Annotated in this window: 16 protein-coding genes; 9 read left to right on the top strand and 7 right to left on the bottom strand. The window is 64.0% G+C overall.

The window, feature by feature from the left end:
* Together CH293_RS04810 and CH293_RS04805 are read left to right on the top strand one after the other, a co-directional pair.
* The coding region (locus CH293_RS04810; RefSeq protein WP_141217137.1) for a non-ribosomal peptide synthetase at window positions 1-3,017 on the top strand (3,017 nt) is incomplete at its 5' end.
* Window positions 3,014-3,262, top strand: a complete 249-nt coding sequence (locus tag CH293_RS04805) for a phosphopantetheine-binding protein (protein WP_019667398.1) — start codon at window positions 3,014-3,016, stop codon at window positions 3,260-3,262. The genes CH293_RS04810 and CH293_RS04805, both read left to right, overlap by 4 nt.
* A 63-nt stretch (window positions 3,263-3,325) precedes the next feature.
* Here the strand turns inward: CH293_RS04805 and CH293_RS04800 are convergent, their stop codons facing one another.
* Genes CH293_RS04800 through CH293_RS04785 form a run of 4 tightly spaced genes read right to left on the bottom strand, consistent with a single transcriptional unit; the run spans window position 3,326 to window position 9,365 of the window.
* Window positions 3,326-4,936 (bottom strand): (2,3-dihydroxybenzoyl)adenylate synthase, encoded by a 1,611-nt coding sequence (locus tag CH293_RS04800; RefSeq protein WP_094719518.1) that lies wholly within the window; start codon window positions 4,934-4,936, stop codon window positions 3,326-3,328.
* A 49-nt stretch (window positions 4,937-4,985) separates the two neighbouring features.
* Window positions 4,986-5,807 (bottom strand): sugar phosphate isomerase/epimerase, encoded by an 822-nt coding sequence (locus tag CH293_RS04795; RefSeq protein ID WP_094719517.1) that lies wholly within the window; start codon window positions 5,805-5,807, stop codon window positions 4,986-4,988.
* A gap of 58 nt (window positions 5,808-5,865) precedes the next feature.
* Window positions 5,866-7,635, bottom strand: a complete 1,770-nt coding sequence (locus tag CH293_RS04790) for an ABC transporter ATP-binding protein (RefSeq protein ID WP_255122696.1) — start codon at window positions 7,633-7,635, stop codon at window positions 5,866-5,868.
* Window positions 7,632-9,365 carry an ABC transporter ATP-binding protein gene (locus tag CH293_RS04785; protein ID WP_037104965.1) on the bottom strand — a complete coding sequence of 578 codons (1,734 nt, stop codon included), beginning with the start codon at window positions 9,363-9,365 and terminating at the stop codon, window positions 7,632-7,634. The genes CH293_RS04790 and CH293_RS04785 overlap by 4 nt, the downstream gene beginning before the upstream one ends.
* 170 nt (window positions 9,366-9,535) lie before the next feature.
* Here CH293_RS04785 and CH293_RS04780 point away from each other — a divergent pair, with 170 nt between their 5' ends.
* From CH293_RS04780 to CH293_RS04765, 4 genes are all read left to right on the top strand, one after another.
* A complete protein-coding gene (locus CH293_RS04780) occupies window positions 9,536-10,336 on the top strand; it encodes a siderophore-interacting protein (protein ID WP_094719515.1) in 801 nt (266 codons plus the stop codon).
* On the top strand, window positions 10,333-11,217 hold the full coding sequence (locus CH293_RS04775) for a siderophore-interacting protein (protein ID WP_037104959.1): 885 nt from the start codon (window positions 10,333-10,335) through the stop codon (window positions 11,215-11,217). Before CH293_RS04780 ends, CH293_RS04775 begins: the two co-directional genes overlap by 4 nt.
* Before the next feature lie 51 nt (window positions 11,218-11,268).
* Window positions 11,269-12,015, top strand: a complete 747-nt coding sequence (locus tag CH293_RS04770; protein ID WP_037104956.1) for an ABC transporter permease — start codon at window positions 11,269-11,271, stop codon at window positions 12,013-12,015.
* An 83-nt stretch (window positions 12,016-12,098) separates the two neighbouring features.
* A complete protein-coding gene (locus CH293_RS04765) occupies window positions 12,099-13,109 on the top strand; it encodes an ABC transporter substrate-binding protein (protein WP_094719514.1) in 1,011 nt (336 codons plus the stop codon).
* Between the two features lie 4 nt (window positions 13,110-13,113).
* On the opposite strand, the gene CH293_RS04760 is transcribed toward CH293_RS04765, so the two are convergent.
* Entirely contained in the window at window positions 13,114-14,541 is a 1,428-nt protein-coding gene (locus CH293_RS04760; protein ID WP_094719513.1) for an MDR family MFS transporter, read from the bottom strand.
* 63 nt (window positions 14,542-14,604) lie between these two features.
* Between CH293_RS04760 and CH293_RS04755 the strand changes: the two genes are divergently transcribed.
* Both CH293_RS04755 and CH293_RS04750 read left to right on the top strand, forming a co-directional pair.
* On the top strand, window positions 14,605-15,489 hold the full coding sequence (locus tag CH293_RS04755; RefSeq protein WP_094719512.1) for a phosphoribosylaminoimidazolesuccinocarboxamide synthase: 885 nt from the start codon (window positions 14,605-14,607) through the stop codon (window positions 15,487-15,489).
* Entirely contained in the window at window positions 15,486-17,612 is a 2,127-nt protein-coding gene (locus CH293_RS04750; RefSeq protein ID WP_094719511.1) for a S9 family peptidase, read from the top strand. The genes CH293_RS04755 and CH293_RS04750 overlap by 4 nt, the downstream gene beginning before the upstream one ends.
* A gap of 3 nt (window positions 17,613-17,615) precedes the next feature.
* On the opposite strand, the gene CH293_RS04745 is transcribed toward CH293_RS04750, so the two are convergent.
* Window positions 17,616-18,296, bottom strand: coding sequence for a response regulator (locus CH293_RS04745; RefSeq protein WP_094719510.1), 681 nt, complete (start codon window positions 18,294-18,296; stop codon window positions 17,616-17,618).
* Window positions 18,293-19,780, bottom strand: coding sequence for a sensor histidine kinase (locus CH293_RS04740; protein WP_255122697.1), 1,488 nt, complete (start codon window positions 19,778-19,780; stop codon window positions 18,293-18,295). Before CH293_RS04740 ends, CH293_RS04745 begins: the two co-directional genes overlap by 4 nt.
* Before the next feature lie 193 nt (window positions 19,781-19,973).
* On the opposite strand from CH293_RS04740, the gene CH293_RS04735 reads away from it, so the two are divergent.
* Entirely contained in the window at window positions 19,974-21,359 is a 1,386-nt protein-coding gene (locus CH293_RS04735) for a cation:dicarboxylate symporter family transporter (protein WP_037104942.1), read from the top strand.
* Window positions 21,360-21,422: the final 63 nt, after the last annotated feature.

Below are 21,422 nucleotides of genomic sequence, written 5' to 3'. Positions count from 1 at the left end.
TCGCCCACCAACACGCACCCTTCGAACACATCACCCGCACCACCAACACACCCCGCACCACCAACCGCACACCCCTCTTCCAAATCCTCCTCACCCACACGACCTCTCATATCGACGACGAAACTGGTGAGGTTGGTTCGTTGCTGCCGGGCCTGGTCGAATCGGAGCTTCCGGTCAGCGCGGCAACGGAGTTGGGTGCGGCGACGGGGTTGGGTGCGGCCAAGACGGACCTCGAACTCGACCTCGGCGACACCACGAACGGTATGGTCGGCTCCCTCACCTACGCCACCGAACTGTTCACAGCCGCCACCATCGACCGATTCATCGCAACATTCCAACGCGTCCTGCAGACACTGGTCACCGCGCCGGAGACCCGACTGTCCGCACTCGATGCCCTGCCCGCCTCCGATTCGGACCCGATATACGCACTCTCGGCGGGTCCGGTTGTGCCGGTGGCGGATTCGACGGTAGATGCGTTGATCGCGAACCGTGTGACTGTCGCTCCGGATGCGCTCGCCGTCATCGACGACACCGGAACGCACTGGTCGTACGCCGATTTCGATGCCCGCGTCAACGCGCTCGCGCATGTGCTCGTCGACGGTGGAGTGCAGGTGGGGGACCGGGTCGCCGTTCAACTCCCGCGGAGTGTGGATTTGGTGACCGCACTACTGGCGGTGATCCGCGTCGGGGCAGCGTACGTACCCATCGACCCCGACTACCCGGATGAGCGGGTCGGGCACATCCTCGAGGATGCGTCACCCACAGTGGTCATCACCGCAGAGTTGCTCGACAACCCGGCGGTCTCGGCACGCCTGGCACGCGGCGAGCGTGCAGCACCGGTGTTGGCGCGGGCCCTCACCCCCGCGGACACGGCGTATGTCCTGTTCACTTCCGGTACCACCGGACGCCCCAAAGGCGTCATGATCTCCCACCAGGCGATCATCAACCGCCTCACCTGGATGGCCGAGGACTACGGACTCGGCCCCGGTGATCGGATCCTGCAGAAAACCCCCGCCGTCTTCGACGTCTCGGTCTGGGAATTCTTCCTCCCCGCCGTCATCGGCGCCACCCTCGTCGTCGCGAAAGACGGCGGCCACAAAGACCCGTCGTATCTCGCCGAGGTCATCGACCGCCACCAGATCACCGTCCTGCACTTCGTGCCCGCCATGCTCGCTGCATTCCTCACCGCCACACCCGACCCCGAACACCTCACCTCGGTGCGGCGAGTGTTCTTCTCCGGCGAAGCCCTCCCCGCCGCGACCGCCGCCGCCGCCGACCACCTCTTCGCCGGCGCCGACCTGCACAATCTCTACGGCCCCACCGAAGCCGCTGTCGACGTCACCGCAGCACCCGTCCACGCTTCTGCGTTGGCCGACGTGGTGACCGTGCCCATCGGAACACCGGTGGCGAACACCGTCGTGCGGGTGTTGGATTCGTGGCTACGACCCGTCCCCATCGGCGTGACAGGAGAGCTCTACCTCGGTGGTGTCCAACTCGCCGACGGCTACATCGGCCGCACAGATCTGACGGCGTCCCGGTTCGTCGCTACCGGATCCGGGCAGCGTCTGTACCGCACCGGCGATCTCGTGCGCTGGAACCACGCCGGTGAACTCGACTACCTCGGCCGTTCCGACGACCAAGTCAAGATCCGCGGCTTCCGCATCGAACTCGACGAGATCCGCACCGTCCTGCAGCAGCACCCTGCCGTCTCGACCGCGGTCGTCATCGCCGCCGACCACCCCGGCGGCAATGACAAATACCTCGCCGCCTATTACGTCGGCACCGAGATCACCGACGGCGAACTCCGGGAGTATCTGACCGCACGGGTACCGGACTACATGATCCCCACGGTGTTCATTTCCATCGACACCGTCCCGGTCACCCCCAACGGCAAACTCGACCGCCGCGCCCTCCCCACACCCGACCTCACCGGAGCACTGACCGGCGGACAGGAACTCGAGACCGATGCGGAGAAAGCACTCGGGCGGCTGTTCCGCGAGGTGTTGGGACTCGCGGACGACATCACGCTCGCCGCAGACGACCACTTCTTCCGTCTCGGCGGGCACTCGTTGCTCGCTGTTCGGTTGGTCGCTCGGGCGAATGAGGAGATCGGTACGTCGTTGCTCCTGAACGACGTGCTCCGGAACCCGACCGTCGCAGGTCTGGCTGCCGCAGCGCAGGATCGCGCCGCGAGTACGGTCACCTCGACCGATGTCGCCGATGCGATACTCGTCCCGCTGTCGTCGTCCTCGTCCGGGCGCTCTCTGTTCTGTGCGCACACGATGTACGGCGGCGATGCTGCTGCGTACGACGTGTTGGCCGACTACGTGCCGGACGGGCTGGGGATCGTGGGGTTGCAGGACCCGGCACACGGCGGTGTCGACATCGAATTCGACACGCTCGCCGAACTGGCGGTCGTCTACGCGAATGCGGTGCAGCGTGTGCAGTCGACCGGGCCGTACGACCTGCTCGGCTGGTCCTACGGCGGACACATCATGTTCGCCGTGGCACAGGAGCTTCGCTCGAGAGGAGAGGAGATCCATTCCTTGACGATCCTCGACACCTATCCGACCAGCGCCCCCGAGACGCCTGCGCCCGACGTGTCGTTCGTCGACGACCGGGATGCCCAGTTGGAGTACCTGGAAAGCAGACGCGAGGACTTGCTGGCCATTCTCGGCGACGAGGGAAGCCGCGCGTTGTTTGCGAACCAGACGCTCGTCAAAGCCTTTGCGGTGTCCGGCAACCGATGTGAACAACTCATGGCTCAACCGACCAGCGGCCGACTCGACTGCGGCTCGCTCGTCGTGTTGGCCGGGGAAACCATCGACAACTCCGAGGCGGAGGGGCTCACCGCTGGACGGGGCGCCTGGCGTGTCCATCTCCCGCGGGCCGTGATCACTGTGGCCGACGGCGAAAACCACACGTCGGTGATCCTCACCGCGCGCGGACGAGCCCACTGGGGTGCGCAGCTCTCCCGACTACTGGAACCAGGCGACGAAGGAGCCGAACAGCAATGACACTGAGCAGCGAACAGGTACAAGAAGATGTGGCGAACGTACTGTACGTGGAGGTCGACGAGCTCGACCACGAATTGGATTTGCGCGAGCAGGGAATGGATTCCGTGCGCGTGATGCAACTCGTCGAGCAGTGGCGCAGCGCAGGGGTGGAGAAGGTGGACTACATCGTGTTGGCAGAGGATCCACGGCTGGAACGCTGGCTTGCGGTTCTGGAGGACCTGCAGCAGTCTGCGCAGAAAACATAGGGACGCGAGAGTGTGGGGCCGGGAAAGAATCCGGCCCCACACTCGTCGACACGCGAAGCGGTTCTACTTTCTCTTGCTGATTTTTCCGACGGCGGTGCGCTCGAACTCGGTGACCAATTCGACGACGTCAGGAAGCTTGTACGTCGCGAGCCCCTTGGCCTTCAGGAACTGCCGAACCTTGGGCAGCGACAACGATTTCGGATCCACACCCTCGCGTGGGAGCAGGAATGCTTTGACACGCTCACCGAGGACGGCGTCGGGAATGCCCTGGACGGACGCCTCGTGGACCGACTCGTGCGCCAGCAGCAGGTCTTCCACCTCTGCGGGTGCGACTTTCTCCCCGCCACGGTTGATCTGATCCTTCGAGCGTCCGGTGACCGTCAGGTAACCGTCGGCGCCCTGGACGACAATGTCACCCGTGCGGTAGAAGCCGTCCTCGGTGAACACGTTCTGGTGCTGAGGGGCGTTGTAGTAACCGCGGATGGTCGACGGTCCACGGGTCAAAAGGTCACCGGCGGTGCCTCTGTCGACATTCTGGCCATGAGAGTCGACGACGCGGATTTCGTCGTAGTCGGTGGTCGGGCGCCCCTGGCGAGTGGTGATGATGTCCTCGTCGGCATCGAGTCGTGTGAAGGTGTGCAAGCCCTCGGCCATGCCGAAGGACTGCTGGACCGTCGCTCCGAGTTCGGGCCGAACTCGTCGCGCCGAGTCGGGGCTGAACTTCGCCCCGCCGACCTGGATGACGGCGAGCGTGGACAGGTCGTATCGCTCTTTCAGAGACGAGTTCAACCACGCCAGCGCGAGCGGGGGGACCAGCGCGACGATGGTCACACCATGCTCGGCGATGAGGGGGAAGCTCACGTCCGGACTCCCGTTGGGCGCCATGACGACTGTGCCGCCGGCAGCGAGAGTGGACAGGTAACCGGGGGAGCGCATCGCGAAGCTGTGCGACATCGGTAGCACGACGAGTTGCACTGTGTCCGAGGTGATATCGGTCATCGCGGCTGCCGCCCGTACGGAGGCGAGGTACGTCTCGTGGGTGTGCGGGACAAGCTTGGGGCGATCGGTCGTGCCTCCCGACAATGCCAGGAAAGCGACGTCCGACGGGAGCGATCGTCGACGATGTTCCAGTGTGCCCTGTGCAAGAAGCGGTTCAAGTCCATCGGCGTCGACGATGATCGTGTGTTCGAGTGTGGACGACGTCGACTTCAGCTCGGCTGCGAGGGCTGCGAGATCGTTCCCGTCGTGCGCGGCGGTGGCGATGTACCCGCGGGCACCGGATTCTTCGACGATGTAACCGATTTCGTGCAGGCGCAACGCGACCGGGGTCAGGACGGGTACTGCGCCGATCTCGTAGAGTGCGAACACCAGCGCCACATAGTCGGGAATGTTCGGGAGGTGGACCACGACGCGCTCGCCGCGCCGGATTCCGAGACGCTCGAACCCGGCCGCGATCGTCAGAATCCGCTCGCCCAGGTGGCCGTACGTGATTCGGGTGTCACCGAAGATCAGTGCAGTCTCCTCCGAGTGCTGCTCGATCGAGCTGAACAGAAACTCCGTGAACGTCTGGTCCACCCAGATGCCCTCATCCCGATAGCGCTGCGCGAACTCCGGTGGATAGGGGACGACTCCGTCCAGGACGAGGGGTGCGAGGTCGTGAGTGGACGCGGTCATCTATCCCTTCCTATGTGAGCGGAAATGTAGGCCAGGCCTACATTTCCACTCACGTTGTGGTGTATTGCAGACGAGAAATCAGAGCGTCGAGCGATTCTGCCCCGTGTGCCGCGACGTCGGCTGCGGGGCGTTCGCGGTATCCAGGGTTGAAGATTTCCAGTGACAGCGGACCGGTGTACCCGGCTTCGATCACGCCGGCCACGGGGGCGAGTACGTCGAACTCGCCGTCTCCGGGGAAGCAGCGGTGATTCCGACTCCACTGGATCAGCTCGAGATCCATCCACGGGGCGTCGGCGACCTGAAGAAAGCCGATACCGCGGGGGTCGAGGGCGTGGATCTGTTCGATTCCGTCTCCCGCCGCATAGAGGTGGAAGGTGTCGACGACGAGTGACAACGACGGGTGGTCGGCGCGCCTCAGTGCATCTTCGACGTCGGCGATGCGGTTGATGTGGGTGCCCCAGGCCAGCGCTTCGAACATGACGGTGGCGCCGTGTTCTGCTGCGGCCTCGCCGAGCGCATGCAATTGCGAGGCGGAGAGGTCTCGGTCGTCGATGGCGTCGTCGTCGGTGTTGGAGACGACGAGGATTGCATCTCCGCCGAGCGCCTCCATGATGTCGCTTTCGCGGTGGAAACGTAGGAGTACGTCGGCGAATTCGGTTTCGGTGACACCTTCGGCGCGCCTGAACGGTTGGTAGAGGTCGACTGTCAATCCGAGGTCGTCGCATCGCCGACGGATGTCTGCGGTGCTCGATGATGCAGCCGTCAGGTCGGCGTCGAGAATTTCGACGCCGTCGAAGCCTGCCGCGGCGATGCCGTCGAGTTTGTCCTCGAGCGTTCCGCCGAGTGACACGGTGGCGATGCAGGTCTTCACGGGTGCTCCTCGGCGTAGGTCCGGCGAGGCTGAGATTGATAGCCTAACCTAGCTCAGCTTAACCTAGCCTTACCTTTGAATGGGGTTGTATGTCGGCGCTGTACACGGCCCACAGTTCGGCGTATCGGCCCGCGGCATCGAGTAGCTCGTCGTGGGTGCCTTCCTCGACGATGGACCCGCGCTCGAGGACGACGATACGGTCGCACGCACGCGCCTGCGAGAGTCGGTGCGCGATGACGATCGCCGACCGGCCATGTAGTGCCTTCGCTGTGGCCTCGTCGAGCAGAGCCGAGTTGCGCGAATCTGCTTCTGCTGTGGCCTCGTCCAGAATCGCCACCGCGGGGTCGTGCAGGACCAGCCTGGCCAGCGCGATCAGCTGAACGTCCGCCGCGGTGATGCGGTGACCTTCCTCGCCGAGTTCGGTGTCGAGGCCTCCGGGGAGCGAGCTGAGAAGGACATCCCCGCCGACGAGTGACAGTGCGTGCGTAAGTGACTCGTCCGAAGCATCCGGCGCGGCGAACGCCAGATTCTCGCGCAGTGTTGCCGAGAAGACTCGTCCCTCCTGGTTCAGGTACGCGATCCGCGATCGGTGTACCGATGCCTCGATGGTTCCGCCGCTCGGCTCACGCACGCCGGCGATCAGACGGGCGAGCGTTGTCTTGCCCGAACCGCTCGTGCCGACGATCGCGAGGTGCTCCCCGGTGTGGAGCGTCAGATCGACGCCGTTCAGCACGGGGTGCTCCGGTAGATAGGAGAAGGATGCGTCACGAACCGAGACGACGGGGCCGGTTCGCCTCACGGTCGAGTCCGGCGCGGCGGCCGGGGCGGCGTAGTTCTTCGTGACACCCACGACCCGAGCGAGAGATGCTGCGGCGGACTGCAAGTCGTCCATGACGAACATCAGCATCGAGATCGGTCCGGTGACCTGCAGGAACAACAGCGAGGCGGCGGTGATCGAACCCAGTGACGTGCCGTACCGCGCAGCCAGAACGAAACCACATCCGACGATCAGGAGCAGGCAGACCGCCTCGGCGAGGTTGATGCGGCTGAAGAAACGGTTCTGCATGATTCGAGCGCGCACCTCCCAACGTGCCACGTCCCATGTTGCGCTCTGGATGTCGTTGATACGTGCATCGCCCGCCTGAAATGCGGTAACGGTTGGAAGCGCCGTGAGTGTGGTGAGTACGCGTTCGCCGCGGGTGCTGTCTGCCGAGCGCAGTGCGCCGTACACCGGCGGCACCGCGGGGAGGTACCACCTCAATGCCCGTACGTACAACGGCGCGGCAAGCAAGAATGCGATGCCGAAGCGCCAGTCGATGGCCGCTGCCCCGATGACGGTCAGCACGATCGTGAAGATCGCTGCTGACAGCGTCGGCAGAATTGCTGGGAGTTCGTCGGATACGTTCCGCGTGTCGGATGCGGCACGAGTCACGATGTCTCCGACTCCCACTCGTTCCACCTCGGTCTCCGTCAGATCCAGTGTCGCCGCCATGAACTTCTCGCGCAGGTCAGCGACCATCGTGTCGATGACGCGTCCGAGCGCCACCATGCCGAAGAACTCGACGCCGCCGCCGATGAGGGCAGCGGCCACCAGTGCAGTCAACTGCCACCAGAACACCGCTGGAATTACCGACGCTTCACTGGCGGTGACCGTGTCGACGATCCACCCGATGGTCAGTGGGAGGACGAGCGTCGTGGCTGCCGAGATCAGCAGAAGTAGGAGGATGCCCGCGATCCTCAGCTTCTTGCCCTCGGCGAGTTCTGTTATCTCGTTACGCATCTCGCGCCAGTCGGCGACAGGCAGGCGCTGCATTTCGGTATCGCTCACGAATGTTCTCCTGCGATGCTGTGCGTGGACACTGCGTGAAAGGCGGGCGAGGACGTGATGACGATCGTGGTCAATCCTTCTCGCGCTGAACGTACCCTGGTGGCGATGTCGTGCTCGGTGGCCGAGTCCACGGAATTCGTGGGATCGTGCAGAACGAGTACCGGCGGACGGCGATGCAGTGCGCGGGCGAGTGCGACGCGTTGGCGTTGGCCACCGGACAGGGTTCTGCCGCCGTCGCCGATATCGGTGTCGTAGCCGTCGCGAAGTTCGTGCTCCAGGCCGTCGCAGCGGGCTGCCTGCAGCGCGCCGCGGGCGCTGGTGTGCTCGGCCGACCCCGGAACTGCCTCCGCGGACGCCACGTTGGCAAACAACGTCGGTTCAAGGAGGTCCGGCTGATGGGGTGAGACGAGTATCCGGCGGCGGACCTCGGCCGGGTCATGTTCTCGCAAGGGACGTCCGTCGAGTGTGATGCCCGGGGTCTTGTCTTGCTCGCCGCGCGAGGTCAAGGTCATCGCGGCGACGAGCCCGTCGGCATCGATCGCGGACGGGTCGATCACGAGAAACTCGCCGGGCGTGACGAGAATCGGGTCGGTCATCTGGGGCGAGTGGATCCGAAGCGTCGGGGACTCCGGGATCGGAGCGGTTCCGAGCGCCTCCGGATCGGGGCCGATGTGCAGTTGATCGAGAACACGCTTTGCCGACGCCAACACCATCGCACCCAACGTTGCGGCGTCCTCGATGAGACTTCTCAGCGGATCGAGAAGCACCTGGGCCATGGCGGCAGCGGCGATAAGGCCGCCGATCGTGATGGAGCCGTTGAACGTGAGCATCGCAGCGATGACGGTCACCACGCCCGCGAACAGACCGGTCAGCGCATTGTTGATGCCGATGACCGCGCCCTCTGCCCTGTTGGCCGCGAGTGTGCCGCGCAGGGCCGATCGGGACACGCCTCGGTAATGGTCAGTGGCGGCGCGCTGAGCGTGGATGCCCGTGATCACTCGGTAGCCGGACACCAGATCGGCGGCGATGCCTGCCGCGTCCGCGACGGCATCTTGTTCTTCCTCTGCGCGTCTCTGCAGTGGACGCGCGACAACCGCCATGAGCGCCAACAGCAATGGCGACCCGAGTATGACGGTCAAGCCGAGAACCGGGTGGATGGCGAAGAGCGACACAGCCGCGACGACGATCGCGACGATATGGCCGAGTGGATACACCGCGAAATAGATTGCGCTGCTGGCCCGGTCGCTGTCGGAGGTTGCCACCGACAGCAGCCGCCCTGGCAGCTGCGGTCCGCCTGCGGTTCCGCGTGCGTCGAGGATGCGCTCGATCACTCGCGACGACAGCTCGTACTTCGCACGCTGTACAGCGAACCACCCGATGCGCCCGCCGAAGCGATACGTCAAGTTCATGACCACATAGAGGCCTGCGATGACGGCAAGCCACTGCAGGAACCCACGGACGGCCTCACCGGCAGGGGTGCCCGTGGTGACCGGCCCGATGCCGCGGTCGATGGCTGCACCCAATGCCAGCGGAACGAGCGTCGTCGCGGTGTTGTACAGCACCAGGAGCAGGCACCCGAGTGCCGCATGCCAGCCTGCCGATCGGATGATCGACGCCGAGAGGCGTAGCGGCGACATGCCGTCGCGGATTCTGATTCGACGCTGCGGCGGCGTGTCCGGAATGTCGAAGAAAACGGGGATGTGCTTGGGCGGATTCCAGGCGGATGTCATACGTCGGCAGGCTCGTGTTCCAGTGGGAGGGGATGGACGGTGGGGTTCCGGTGCTGCGAGCGGACGCGTCGACGGGGTTGGCCGTACGGGTTCGACGAATCACAGGGGGTGCGCCCGACTAGTTCTATAGGTTAGCCTAACTTCGAATGTTAATCGATCAGGAGCCTGTAGTGCCTACGCCCGCCCGACGCCAGCCTTATCCCATCAAGATCCGTGCGGCAGAGGTCGTCCGGACCGAGATGATCACCGACACGATGATCCGCGTGACGTTCGGTGGAGCCGGGACCGATGGATTTGTCAGTCAGGTCGCCGACGAGCACGTCAAGCTCATCTTCCCCGACGTCGACACCGGTGAGCTGCGGCTCCCGGTGCCCGACGGCGACCATCTCGATTGGCCGGAGCCCTTCCCGACCACCCGTGAGTACACAGTCCGGAAGTACCGTCCCGAGGAGCGGGAGATCGATATCGATTTCGTCGTGCACCGACATGGGCTCGCGTCGGGGTGGGCGATCGCGGCAAGGCCGGGTGACACCCTTCATGTCGCGGGACCTCCCGGCGGGGTGATCATCGATCCCGGATACGACCATTTCGTCATCGTCGGCGACGAGACCGCGCTGCCTGCGATCGCTCGCTGGCTGGAGGAGATGCCGCGTGACACCCGCGGAGACGTGTACATCGAAGTGCACACCGAATCGAGCATTCAGAAGCTGGACCCGCCGGGTGGAATCGACGTCCACTGGATTGTGACGCCGCACGGTGAGGCGTCGGGGCTCGAGACGGCAGTACGATCGACGAAGATTCCGGACGGTGCTTCGGTGTTCGTCTGGCTCGCCGGCGAGGCCGGGGACATACGTCCGCTGCGGTCCTGGATCCGGAAGGATCTGGGTTTGGGCAAGGGGGACAGCTCGATCACTGGATATTGGCGCCGAGGTGTCTCCGATACCCACGAACATCTGGACGAGGAAGAATGAGCAAGGGTTTCTACTACGCCGAAGTTGTTGCCGTCGAGCAGATCACCAAGCACATGGTGCGGGTGACGTTCGGTGGTGAGGACGTTGCCGACTACGTGAGCATCGGGGCCCCCGACGAATGCGTGACGTTGTTCTTCGCGCGTGAGGGTGAGGATCGTCCGCCTGCGATGACCGAGGTCGACGGCGAATGGTGGTTCCACGGCATCGAGGATGCGCCCGAGGGCCGCAACTACACCGTCCGTCGGTTCGATGCCGACTCCGGGCACCTTGTCATCGATTTCGTCGCGCACGAAGGCGGTGTTGCTGCCACCTGGGCGCTGAACGCGACGGTCGGCCAGGTTTTGCTGTGGACGCGGCCACGTTCCTGGTACAACATCCCGGCTACGGCGCAGTGGCAGTTGCTCGTCGCAGACATGACGGGTCTGCCTGCGCTCGGACGCATCATCGAGGAATTGCCGAGTGGCGCACAAGCTCACGCGATCGTCGAGGTGCTCGAGCGCAGTGACAAGCAGGAGTTCGAGACAGCCGGCGACGTGACGTACGACTGGCGATTCGGCTCCGGCAACGGTGATTCCGCGAGTGTGCTCGAAGACGCGGCACGTCAGTGGGAACTGCCCGACGGCGAGGGTTACATCTGGTTCGCCGGTGAGGCTGCGTCGTCCCGCGTCGTGCGAAAGTACTTCCGGAAGGAGTTGGGCTACCCGGTGACTCGATTCGAGATCATCGGATACTGGCGCGCCAACTCCGAGCAGTGGCTCGAGAAATACAAGAAGTACCAGGAAGAAGCACTGGCGGTGTACAACGGCGCATTGGCCGCAGGCCGCAGTCAAGCCGAGGCCAGCGAGGAATTCGACGCCATGCTGGAGCGCGTCGGTCTGTGAGTGGAAATGTAGGCTTCCGCCTACATTTCCACTCACGTGGATAATCGGTGGGTGAGTTCTTCCCTGGTCGAGCCCGGCGTTCCCCTTGCAGTCCTGTGCGTGGTCATGGTCCTGCTGGCGGCCTTGGTGTATCGAGTTTCTGCCATCGGGCGGGTGTGGACGGTGCCGTCGGCTGCGGTCCGGGGCTTCCTGCAGTTGGCGGCGATCTCGCTGATTCTGGCTGCGGCTCTTGCGCACTTGTGGTCGTCGCTGTTGGTGCTGGTGGTCATGTTCGCAGCGGCTGCCTTCACGTCCATTCGTCGTTCGGAGGCCGGGAGATCCGGGCTGTGGTTGACGGTCCCACTGGCCGTGGGGATCGGCGTCGTCGTTCCATTGTGTTTGTCGACGGGAGTCGTTCCTGCCGAAGGGATTGCGATCGTGCCCGTCGGTGGCATCATTCTGGGCGGCACGATGACAGCGACGTCGCTTGCGGCTCGTCGAGCTCTGGATGCACTGTCCGAGCGGCACGGTGAAGTAGAAGCCGCGTTGAGTCTCGGCCTCACCGAACGTGATTCGCGGCTCGAAGTCGTTCGTCCCACTGCCGGCGACGCGCTGCTGCCTGGGTTGGATCAGACGCGGACGGTCGGGCTCGTGACACTGCCAGGAGCGTTCGTGGGTGTGCTGTTGGCCAGCGGTTCGGCCATCCAGGCCGGAGCCGTGCAGATACTCGTGTTGACCGGACTCTTGCTCGCTCAGACATTGGCGGTGGTCCTGACGGTCGATCTCGTCTCGCGCGGTGTGGTGCATCGCAAAAGCTGACCCACCACAACTGCGAGTGATCGATCTAGAATGCTGAGTTGGTCGAGCACTACTGATGTCTCGCGCTCCCGAAAGGATTTACCTTGTCCGGTTCACTTCTTCGGCGGCGCAGTGTGCGCGTGATCGCCGCGCTCGCCGCAGTGACGATCGGTCTCACCGCATGCAGTAGCGACAACTCGCCCGGTGACGACACCGAAACTGGAGCCACAAGCAGCGAGACCAGGGTGATCTCGACCGACAAGGGAGACGTCACCGTGCCCGCCGATCCGCAACGCATCGCGGTGCTGTCTGCAGGACTGGCCGGATACCTCTTCACCCTCGACGCACCGATCGCCATTACCGACACGCGGCTTCTGGGCGTGACCAACCTCGACGGTGGCTTCCCACCGCAGTGGGCCGAGAAGGCGGAGGAGCAGGGCACCGAAGAACTGCCCGCAGGCGAAGCGCTGAACATCGAGGCGATCGCACAGGCAGAACCCGACCTCATCATCGGTGGCGGACAGGGAATTTCCGCCGTCCAGGCAGACGAAGCATACGACCAGCTGACCGCCATCGCGCCGACTGTTCTGATACCCGCGTCCGTCAACACGTGGCAGGGACAGCTCGAAGCCGTTGCCGACGCTGCGGGTGAGTCGGACAAGGTTGCCGGACTGCTCGAGGCATACGACGACAAGGTCGCCGAAATAAGAGACGCCATCACGGTGCCGGGATCGCCCGTGTCGTACCTGTTGTCGCTGAGCACCAACGAGCCCGCGTTCATTCCGCAGACTGCAACGTTGCCGGAGTTGCTGAAGAACGTCGGCCTCGAACCGGACGACGTGCTCACCAAAGCCGACAACCCCGAGCTCTACGGCTCGGGTGACTCGTTCATCATCAGCCCCGAACTCCTGGCTCCGGTGGCGAGCGCACCCGTCATCATCGTCGTTCCGGTCGCCGGTCGTAGCTTGGACGAATTGAAACAGGATCCCGCCTACGCGAGTCTGCCTGCCTTTGCATCCGGCAACGTCTTCGAGCTGCCTGCTACGAGCTACCGACCGGATTACGACGGGGTCATCTCGACACTGGATCAGGTGCAGACGCTGTTCGCGAAGTAAATCGTCACGGCTGAGATGCCCGTCGACTCACCTGCGGAGGAGCCGCCTTGGGCATCAACGTTGCGGCGAGGAGCATGAGTACTGCCGCACCGAAGACGCCCAGGAAGACCAGATGAATGGCGTCGGACAGCTGTTCGGGCTCGGGATCCCCGGAGACACGCGAGTTCACGATGGCCCCGAAGATTGCGACGCCGACGGCGCTGCCGATGGAGCGGGCGAACATGTTGGTCGACGTCGCCACGCCACGCTCGGACCACTCGACCGACGACTGCGCGGCGATCAGCGTCGGGCTTGCGATCAGACCCATACCGAGACCGACGACGAAACACACCGCAGCGATCATCCAGATCTGCGCACTCGCGCCGATCAGCGTTGCCAATCCGGTCCCGACGACTGCGATCGAACCACCGGTCAACGCCGTCGCGCGGAATCCGAACCTCAGATAGAACTTGCCGGACAGTGACGCCGCGATCGGCCACCCGAGCGTGAGTGTCGCCAGAGCGAAGCCGGCCACGATAGCGCCGGTGCCGAGGACGCCCTGCACGAAGGTGGGGACGTAGGACGTCAAACCCAGCACGATTGCCCCGACGATGAGGGACACCAGGCTACTGACGACGAGGACGCGGCGGGTGAACACCCAGAGAGGCAGTATCGGCTCGGGCGCGCGGGTCTGCTGCCAGGTGAACAACGCCAGCGAGACGACGCCGAGTGCAAAGATCCCCACCGAGATTCCCGACGCCCATGCCCAGGACTGTCCACCTTCCAGCAACCCGAGAAGCAGCGCAGCCGCGCCGACGGTGAGCAGACCCGCGCCGAGGTAGTCGATCGTGGGTTTCGCGCGGTTGACGGGCCCTTCGTGGAAGCGTCGGATCAGCATCCAGGCGGCCAGTGCGCACAGGGGAATGTTGACGAAGAAGATCCAGCGCCAGGACAGGAACTCGGAGAACACACCGCCGAGGGCAGGCCCCAGCACCGCCGACATGGCCCACACGCTGGCCAGGTAGCCCTGGGCTTTCGCGCGTTCCTGCAGGGTGTAGATATCGCCTGCAATCGTCACGGACATCGGCTGCACCGCGCCCGCACCGAGGCCCTGGACCGCGCGGAATGCGATCAACGCGGGCATCGACCACGCCAGGCCGCACAGAATCGAGCCGAGGAGGAACACTCCGATGCCCCACAGCATGACCTTCTTGCGGCCGAACAGGTCGGCAAGCTTCCCGTAGATCGGGACGGACACGGCCTGGGCCAGCAGATAGATCGAGAACAGCCACGGGAACTGACTGAAACCACCGAGATCGTCCACGATGGTCAACACGGCCGTCGCGATGATCGTGGAGTCCAGTGCGACGAGCGACGTGCTGAGCATCAGAGCGATGAGTACCGGCCCGCGCTCGGACCGGAAGCCGACGTCTGCGATCTCGTTGGTTGCCATCAGCAACCATTGTTCTCCTGTCGCCGAGACATGGCGACATCAGGCCCAGATAGGGTTGGTTTCGTGCGCCCAACACTCAGTAGCTACCAGCATCTGGCCGGCGGCAAGGTTCGCGATCTCTACATCGTCGACGACGACCACCTGCTTCTCGTCGCAAGCGACCGCATCTCCGCCTACGACCACGTCCTCGATACGCCGATCCCCGACAAGGGGCGCGTCCTGACGGCGATGAGCGTGTTCTTCTTCGACGAGCTCGGGGGAGTCAATCACCTCGCCGGCGATCCGCTCGACGATCGGATCCCTCAGGAACTTCTCGGACGGGCTCTTGTCGTCAAGCGCCTCGAGATGGTGCCGATCGAATGCGTCGCTCGCGGATATCTGACCGGGTCAGGGCTCTCGGACTACCAGCAGACCGGCGCGGTGTGCGGCGTCGCCCTACCCGACGGTCTGGTCGAATCCAGCAAGCTCGACGAGCCGATCTTCACACCCGCAGCCAAAGCGGCTCTCGGCGAGCACGACGAGAACGTCGACTACGCCGCCGTCGTCGACAAGGTCGGGGAGGAACTGGCGTTCAAACTTCGCGAGGACACCCTCGAGATCTACGCCCGAGCTGCCAATTTCGCACTCGACCGCGGAATCATCCTCGCCGACACCAAGTTCGAATTCGGGCAGGACGCCGACGGCAACCTGGTTCTCGCCGACGAGGTCCTCACCCCGGACTCCTCGCGGTACTGGCCGGCCGACAGCTACGAGGAAGGTCGCGTCCAGCCGAGCTTCGACAAGCAATACGTCCGCGACTGGCTGACGGGCGAATCCGGCTGGGACCGTCACGGTGACACGCCGCCGCCCGCCCTTCCCGACGACGTCGTCGTCGCGACTCGTGCACGGTACATCGAGGCCTACGAACGCATTTCGGGCCTCAACTTCGACGATTGGGTCAAGCCATGACAGTTACTCCACCGATTGCCAAGAAGGTCCCCCTCGAACGGACCCACCACGGCGACACCGTCGTCGACAACTACGAATGGCTGCGGGACAAGGAAGATGCCGAGGTGATCGCCTACCTCGAAGCCGAGAACGCCTACACCGAGCAGCAGACCGCCGGTCTCGAGGAACTCCGCGGACAGATCTTCGACGAGATCAAGTCACGCACGCAGGAGACCGACCTGTCGGTCCCGACGCGTATGGGCGACTGGTGGTACTACTCGCGGACCATCGAAGGCAAGTCCTACGGCCTCCAATGCCGTTGCCCCGTCGATTCTCCCGACGACTGGACACCTCCGACCCTGTCCGGAGAGGTCCCCGGCGAACAAGTCCTCCTCGACTCGAACATCGAGGCCGAGGGGCATACCTTCTTCTCCCTCGGAGCATTCTCGATCAGCCAGGACGGTAACCTCCTGGCCTACTCCACCGACACCGAGGGCGACGAGCGGTACACGTTGCGCTTCAAGGACCTGCGCACCGGTGAGATGCTGCCCGACACCATCGAGAAGGTCTCCACCGGAGCAACCTGGTCGATCGACCACGGCCATGTCTTCTACCAAACCGTCGACGAATCCTGGCGTCCCGACACCGTGTGGCGGCACAAGCTCGGCACACCATCCTCCGAGGACGTCAAGGTCTTTCACGAGCCGGACGAGAGCTACTGGGTCGGATTCGGCTCCACCCGCAGCGAGAAGTACCTGATGATCTGGGTCGGCTCCAAGATCACCTCCGAATGCCTCGTCCTCGAATCCGAGAATCCGGAAGGCGAATTCCGCGTCGTACTCCCGCGCGAAACCGGTGTGGAGTACAGCGTCGAGCATGCCGTGGTGAACGGTGAGGATCGATTCCTGATCCAGCACAACGGCTCGGTCAACGGCTGGGGAACCGACGGCGAGAAGGCGGAGAACTTCCTCCTCGCCGACGCACCCGTCGACGATCCGTCGAACCAGACCATTCTGATTCCGCACCGCGACGATGTCAGGCTCGAGGACGTCGACGCGTTCGCGGACCATCTCGTACTCAACTACCGCCGAGAGGCGTTGACACGGCTGGCCATCTGGCCGATCGGTCCCGAGGGGTACGGCGACTACGAAGAACTCGAGTTCGACGAAGAACTCTTCGCCGTCGGTGCAGGCTCGAACCCCGAGTGGACGCAGCCACTTCTTCGTCTTGTCTACACCTCTTTCATCACCCCCGGGCAGGTGTACGACTACGACGTGAAGTCAGGCGAGTTGCTGCTCCGCAAGTCGCAGCCCGTACTGGGCGATTTCCGCGCCGACGACTACGTCCAGCATCGAGATTGGGCCGTCGCGGCCGACGGGACCCGCATTCCGCTGTCCATCGTGCTGCGCAAGGACGTTCCCGAAGGTCCTGCTCCGACGCTGCTGTACGGATACGGATCGTACGAAGCATCGATGGACCCGGCGTTCTCCGTAGCCAGGCTCTCGCTACTGGACCGCGGAATCGTCTTCGTCGTCGCACACGTGCGCGGTGGCGGTGAGATGGGCCGCCACTGGTACGAGAACGGCAAGACTCTCACCAAGAAGAACACGTTCACCGACTTCGTCTCCGCTGCACAGCATCTGATCGACACCGGTCGGACGGCACCGAAACACCTCGTCGCCGACGGTGGTAGCGCGGGCGGGCTCCTGATGGGTGCTGTCGCGAACCTGGCGCCGGAGCTGTTCAACGGCATCCTCGCGAATGTTCCGTTCGTCGATCCACTGACCTCCATTCTCGACCCGTCGCTGCCGCTCACGGTCATCGAATGGGACGAGTGGGGAAATCCGTTGGCGGACAAGGAGGTGTACGACTACATGAAGTCGTACAGTCCCTACGAGAACATCGAAGCCAAGGACTACCCAGCGATCCTCGCGATCACGTCCATCAACGACACCCGTGTGCTCTACGTCGAGCCCGCCAAATGGGTTGCGGCGCTGCGTGCCACCAAGACCGGTGACTCCGAACTGCTGCTCAAGACCGAGATGAGCGCAGGCCACGGCGGAGTCAGCGGACGATACGAGAAGTGGAAGGAAGCCGCCTTCGAATACGCCTGGATCGTGCAGCAGACCGGGGCCCGTATGTGAGTGTCAGCGCCATACGTACCTGACCTGCGGACGACCGGCCTTGCCGTATTCGGTGTTTCGGGTGACCAGGCCGTCGTCGGCGAGGCGCTCGAGGTACCGCCAGGCCGTCACGCGCGAGACTCCGACGAGCTTGGCGGCCTCGGACGCGTTGAGCCCGTCGGGGGCGTCGCGGACGATGGCGGTGACTCCGTCCATCGTCTGCGGCGCAATGCCTTTCGGGGTCGAGGCGCGTTCGTCCGCGGTGCGCAGGTGGGACATCGCTCGGTCTATGTCCCGCTGGCTCGCGGCGTTCTCTCCCGCGGGGAGGGCGTCGTGGAACTCGCGGTACCGGTCCAGCTTGTCCCGGAACGCGGCGAACGTGAACGGCTTCAGCAGGTACAGAACGACACCATGGGCCACGGCCGATCGGACCACCGAGAGGTCACGCTCCGACGTGATGGCGATGACGTCCGGGCTGGGCCGGAGACCGCCGAGCGCTGCGGCGACGTCGATGCCGTTGGAATCGGGCAGGCCGATGTCCAGCAGGACCAGGTCGATCGGTTCGACGGCTTCGGCTGCCGCCCGCAGTGCGGCCGACCCCGTGTGGGCCATGGCGACGACGGTGAAACCCGGAACGCGCTCGACGTAGCTGCGATGCGCCTCGGCGATCAACGGTTCGTCCTCGACGATCAACACTCGGATCACGAGGGCCTCCCCAGCGGAATGGTCGCAGTCAACACCGAACCGTAGGTGACCTCGGAGGTCAACGTTCCGTGGTACCGATTGACCACCTGCGTCACCAGAGCCAATCCGAGGCCGCGGGAGCCGGATTTGGTCGAGTATCCGCGCGTCAGAGCAGTTCTCAGTACGTCGGCGGGCATTCCAGGCCCGCTGTCGGAGACTCTGACCAGCAGTTCCGACGCCGAATCACGCACGGTCACTTCGACCCACGGCTGTTCCGATTCCTTCGACGCATCGATTGCATTGTCTATCAAATTACCGACCAGCGTGACCAATTCCCGCGGAGTGACGATGCCGGCATGTTCCAGCGCTGTGTCCTCGGTGATCGTCAGTTCGACGCTCTGCTCGGCTGCCTGACTGACCTTGCCCAACAACAAGGCGGCCAGAGCGGGTTCACCCACGGCACCCATCAATCGGTCGATCAGGTTCTGCGACAGCTCGAGGTCCGCAGTCGCGAACTCGACAGCTTCCTGCGGCCGACCGAGTTCCACCATCGTGATGACGGTGTGCAGGCGATTGGCGGACTCGTGGGCCTGCGAACGCAGTGATTCGGCGAAGCTCCGCACCGAATCGAGTTCACCGATCACCCCTTGCAACTCCGTGCGATCGCGGATCGTGAGAACGTCGCCGAGGCGACGCCCCTCCCACATCACCGGGTCGGAGTTGACGACCAGCACGCGAGTTTCGGTCAGATGGAGTTCGCCACCGGACGTCATGTGCTGCAGTGATTCCGGCAGGTCCGTCCGTCGAACAGGGCCGTCGGGGAGATCGAGGAGCCGCCTGGCCTCGTCGTTGACGATTTCCGCGGTGTCCCTCTTGCCGAACACGAGCAACCCTTCGCTGATGGAGTGCAGAACGGCGTCGTGATGCTCGTACATCGAACGCAACTCGTCCGGCGCCATGCCCAAGGTCTGACGACGAAGCCGCCGGCTCAGCGCGACCGAGCCACCGGCGGCGACGATGAAGGCCGAGATCACCACCCCGATGATGAGAGGAAGCCCGGCCAGGAACTGATCGCTGATCTTGTCCCTCGTCACCCCGGCCGACACCAGACCGACGATGGCGCCGGTGGAGTCGGTCACCGGCGTCACCGCGCGGATCGAGGGACCGAGCGACCCGACGTAGGTCTCGGTGAACGTCTCGCCCCCGAGCGCGCGATCGATGTTGCCGCTGAACGGCTGACCGATCAGGTCGACGGTCGTGTGAGTGAAACGAGTTCGGTCCGGCGCCATCACGACGATGAAGTCGACGCCGGTGACCTTGCGGATCCGTTCGGTCTCCGGTTGCAGGTACGCAGTGGGGTCGTCCGAGGCGATCGCCGTCGGCGTCGACGGTTCGTTGGCGATGCTCGCCGCGACGGCGATCACCTCGCGGCGGGTCGCCTCGTCGCTGTTTGACCGCTCGTTGACGATGGTCAGGAACCCGCCGGCAAGCACGATGACGGCCATGACGATCAATTGCAGGATCAGAACTTGCCCTGCAACGCTCGTCGGACGCTTCGCCACGTTTCGTTCCTTTGTTTCGTACCCGGTTCTCGTGAACAGAATGAACGTATTCGTGACTACGGTCACGATTTCCACCAACATCGTCCTCTAGCAAGGCGTGATCCAACTCACTCCATTAGTCACAAAGGACGTACCCATGACTACCAGCATCGATGCTGAAAACCGGAATCCGGCGCCGGAACCGAAGAAGAAGCGCGACAAGACGCACTGGCTCTACATCGCGGTGATCATCGCCGTCGTCGCCGGTGTCATCGTCGGTCTGACTGCGAAGGATTTTGCGTCCGACCTGTCCATCCTCGGAACTCTCTTCGTCAGCCTGATCAAGATGATGATCAGCCCGGTCATCTTCTGCACGATCGTTCTCGGCATCGGCTCGGTCCGAGCGGCCGCCAGCGTCGGCAAGGTCGGTGGGCTTGCGCTCGCCTACTTCATCGGTATGTCGACGATCGCTCTCGGCATCGGCATGGTCGTCGGCAACCTGATTCAGCCGGGAACCGGCCTCAACATCTCGCCCAACGACGCAGGCCTCAAACTCGCAGATACCGCCCATGAGGCAGGCGGCACGATGGAGTTCATCGCGGGCATCATCCCCACGTCGCTTCTGTCGTCGTTGACCGCAGGTTCTGTCCTACAGACGTTGTTCGTCGCGATCCTCGTCGGATTCGCACTGCAGGCCATGGGCAAGCAGGGTGAGGGCATTCTCAAGGGCATCGCGTCGGTGCAGAAGCTCGTCTTCCGCATCCTGACGATGATCCTGTGGCTCGCCCCGATCGGTGCTTTCGGAGCCATCGCAGGCGTCGTCGGAAAGACGGGATTCGACGCCGTCATCCAGCTCGGCACACTGATGCTGGCGTTCTACATCACCTGCTTCATCTTCGTGTTCGGCTTCCTCGGCCTGATCTTGAAGTTCGTGTCCGGCTTCTCGATCTTCAAACTCGTCAAGTACCTGGCCCGTGAGTACCTGCTCATCGTCGCCACGTCGTCTTCCGAGTCGGCTCTGCCTCGTCTGATCGCCAAGATGGAGCACGTCGGTGTCGAGCGGACGACCGTCGGCATCGTGGTTCCGACCGGCTACTCGTTCAACCTCGACGGCACGGCCATCTACCTGACGATGGCGTCGATCTTCATCGCCGACGCGATGAACATGCCGCTTTCGATCCCCGAGCAGTTCTCACTGCTGCTGTTCATGATCATCGCCTCGAAGGGTGCTGCAGGCGTGTCCGGCGCCGGCTTGGCCACGCTGGCAGGGGGACTGTCGAGCCACCGTCCCGAGCTACTCGACGGTGTTCAGCTGATCGTCGGCATCGACCGGTTCATGTCCGAGGCCCGCGCGGTGACCAACTTCTCCGGCAACGCAGTTGCAACCCTTCTCGTGGGAACCTGGACCAAGACGATCGACGCGTCACGCGTCAAGACCGTCCTCGACGGAGACCTGCCGTTCGACGAGGAGACCATGGTCGACGACCATCTCCCGGAAGACGACAAGCACGTCGAGCTGGATAAAGCCGCAACCAAGGCGTAAAAGACCCCGCCTGGTGACGCGCACCCCCCGTCACCAGGCGTGTAGTACAAGAGCGGCCCTCCC

The sequence above is a fragment of the Rhodococcus sp. 14-2470-1b genome (assembly GCF_002259415.1).
Classification (GTDB): Bacteria; Actinomycetota; Actinomycetes; order Mycobacteriales; family Mycobacteriaceae; genus Rhodococcoides.
This window is presented reverse-complemented; position numbering and strand designations above follow the sequence as displayed.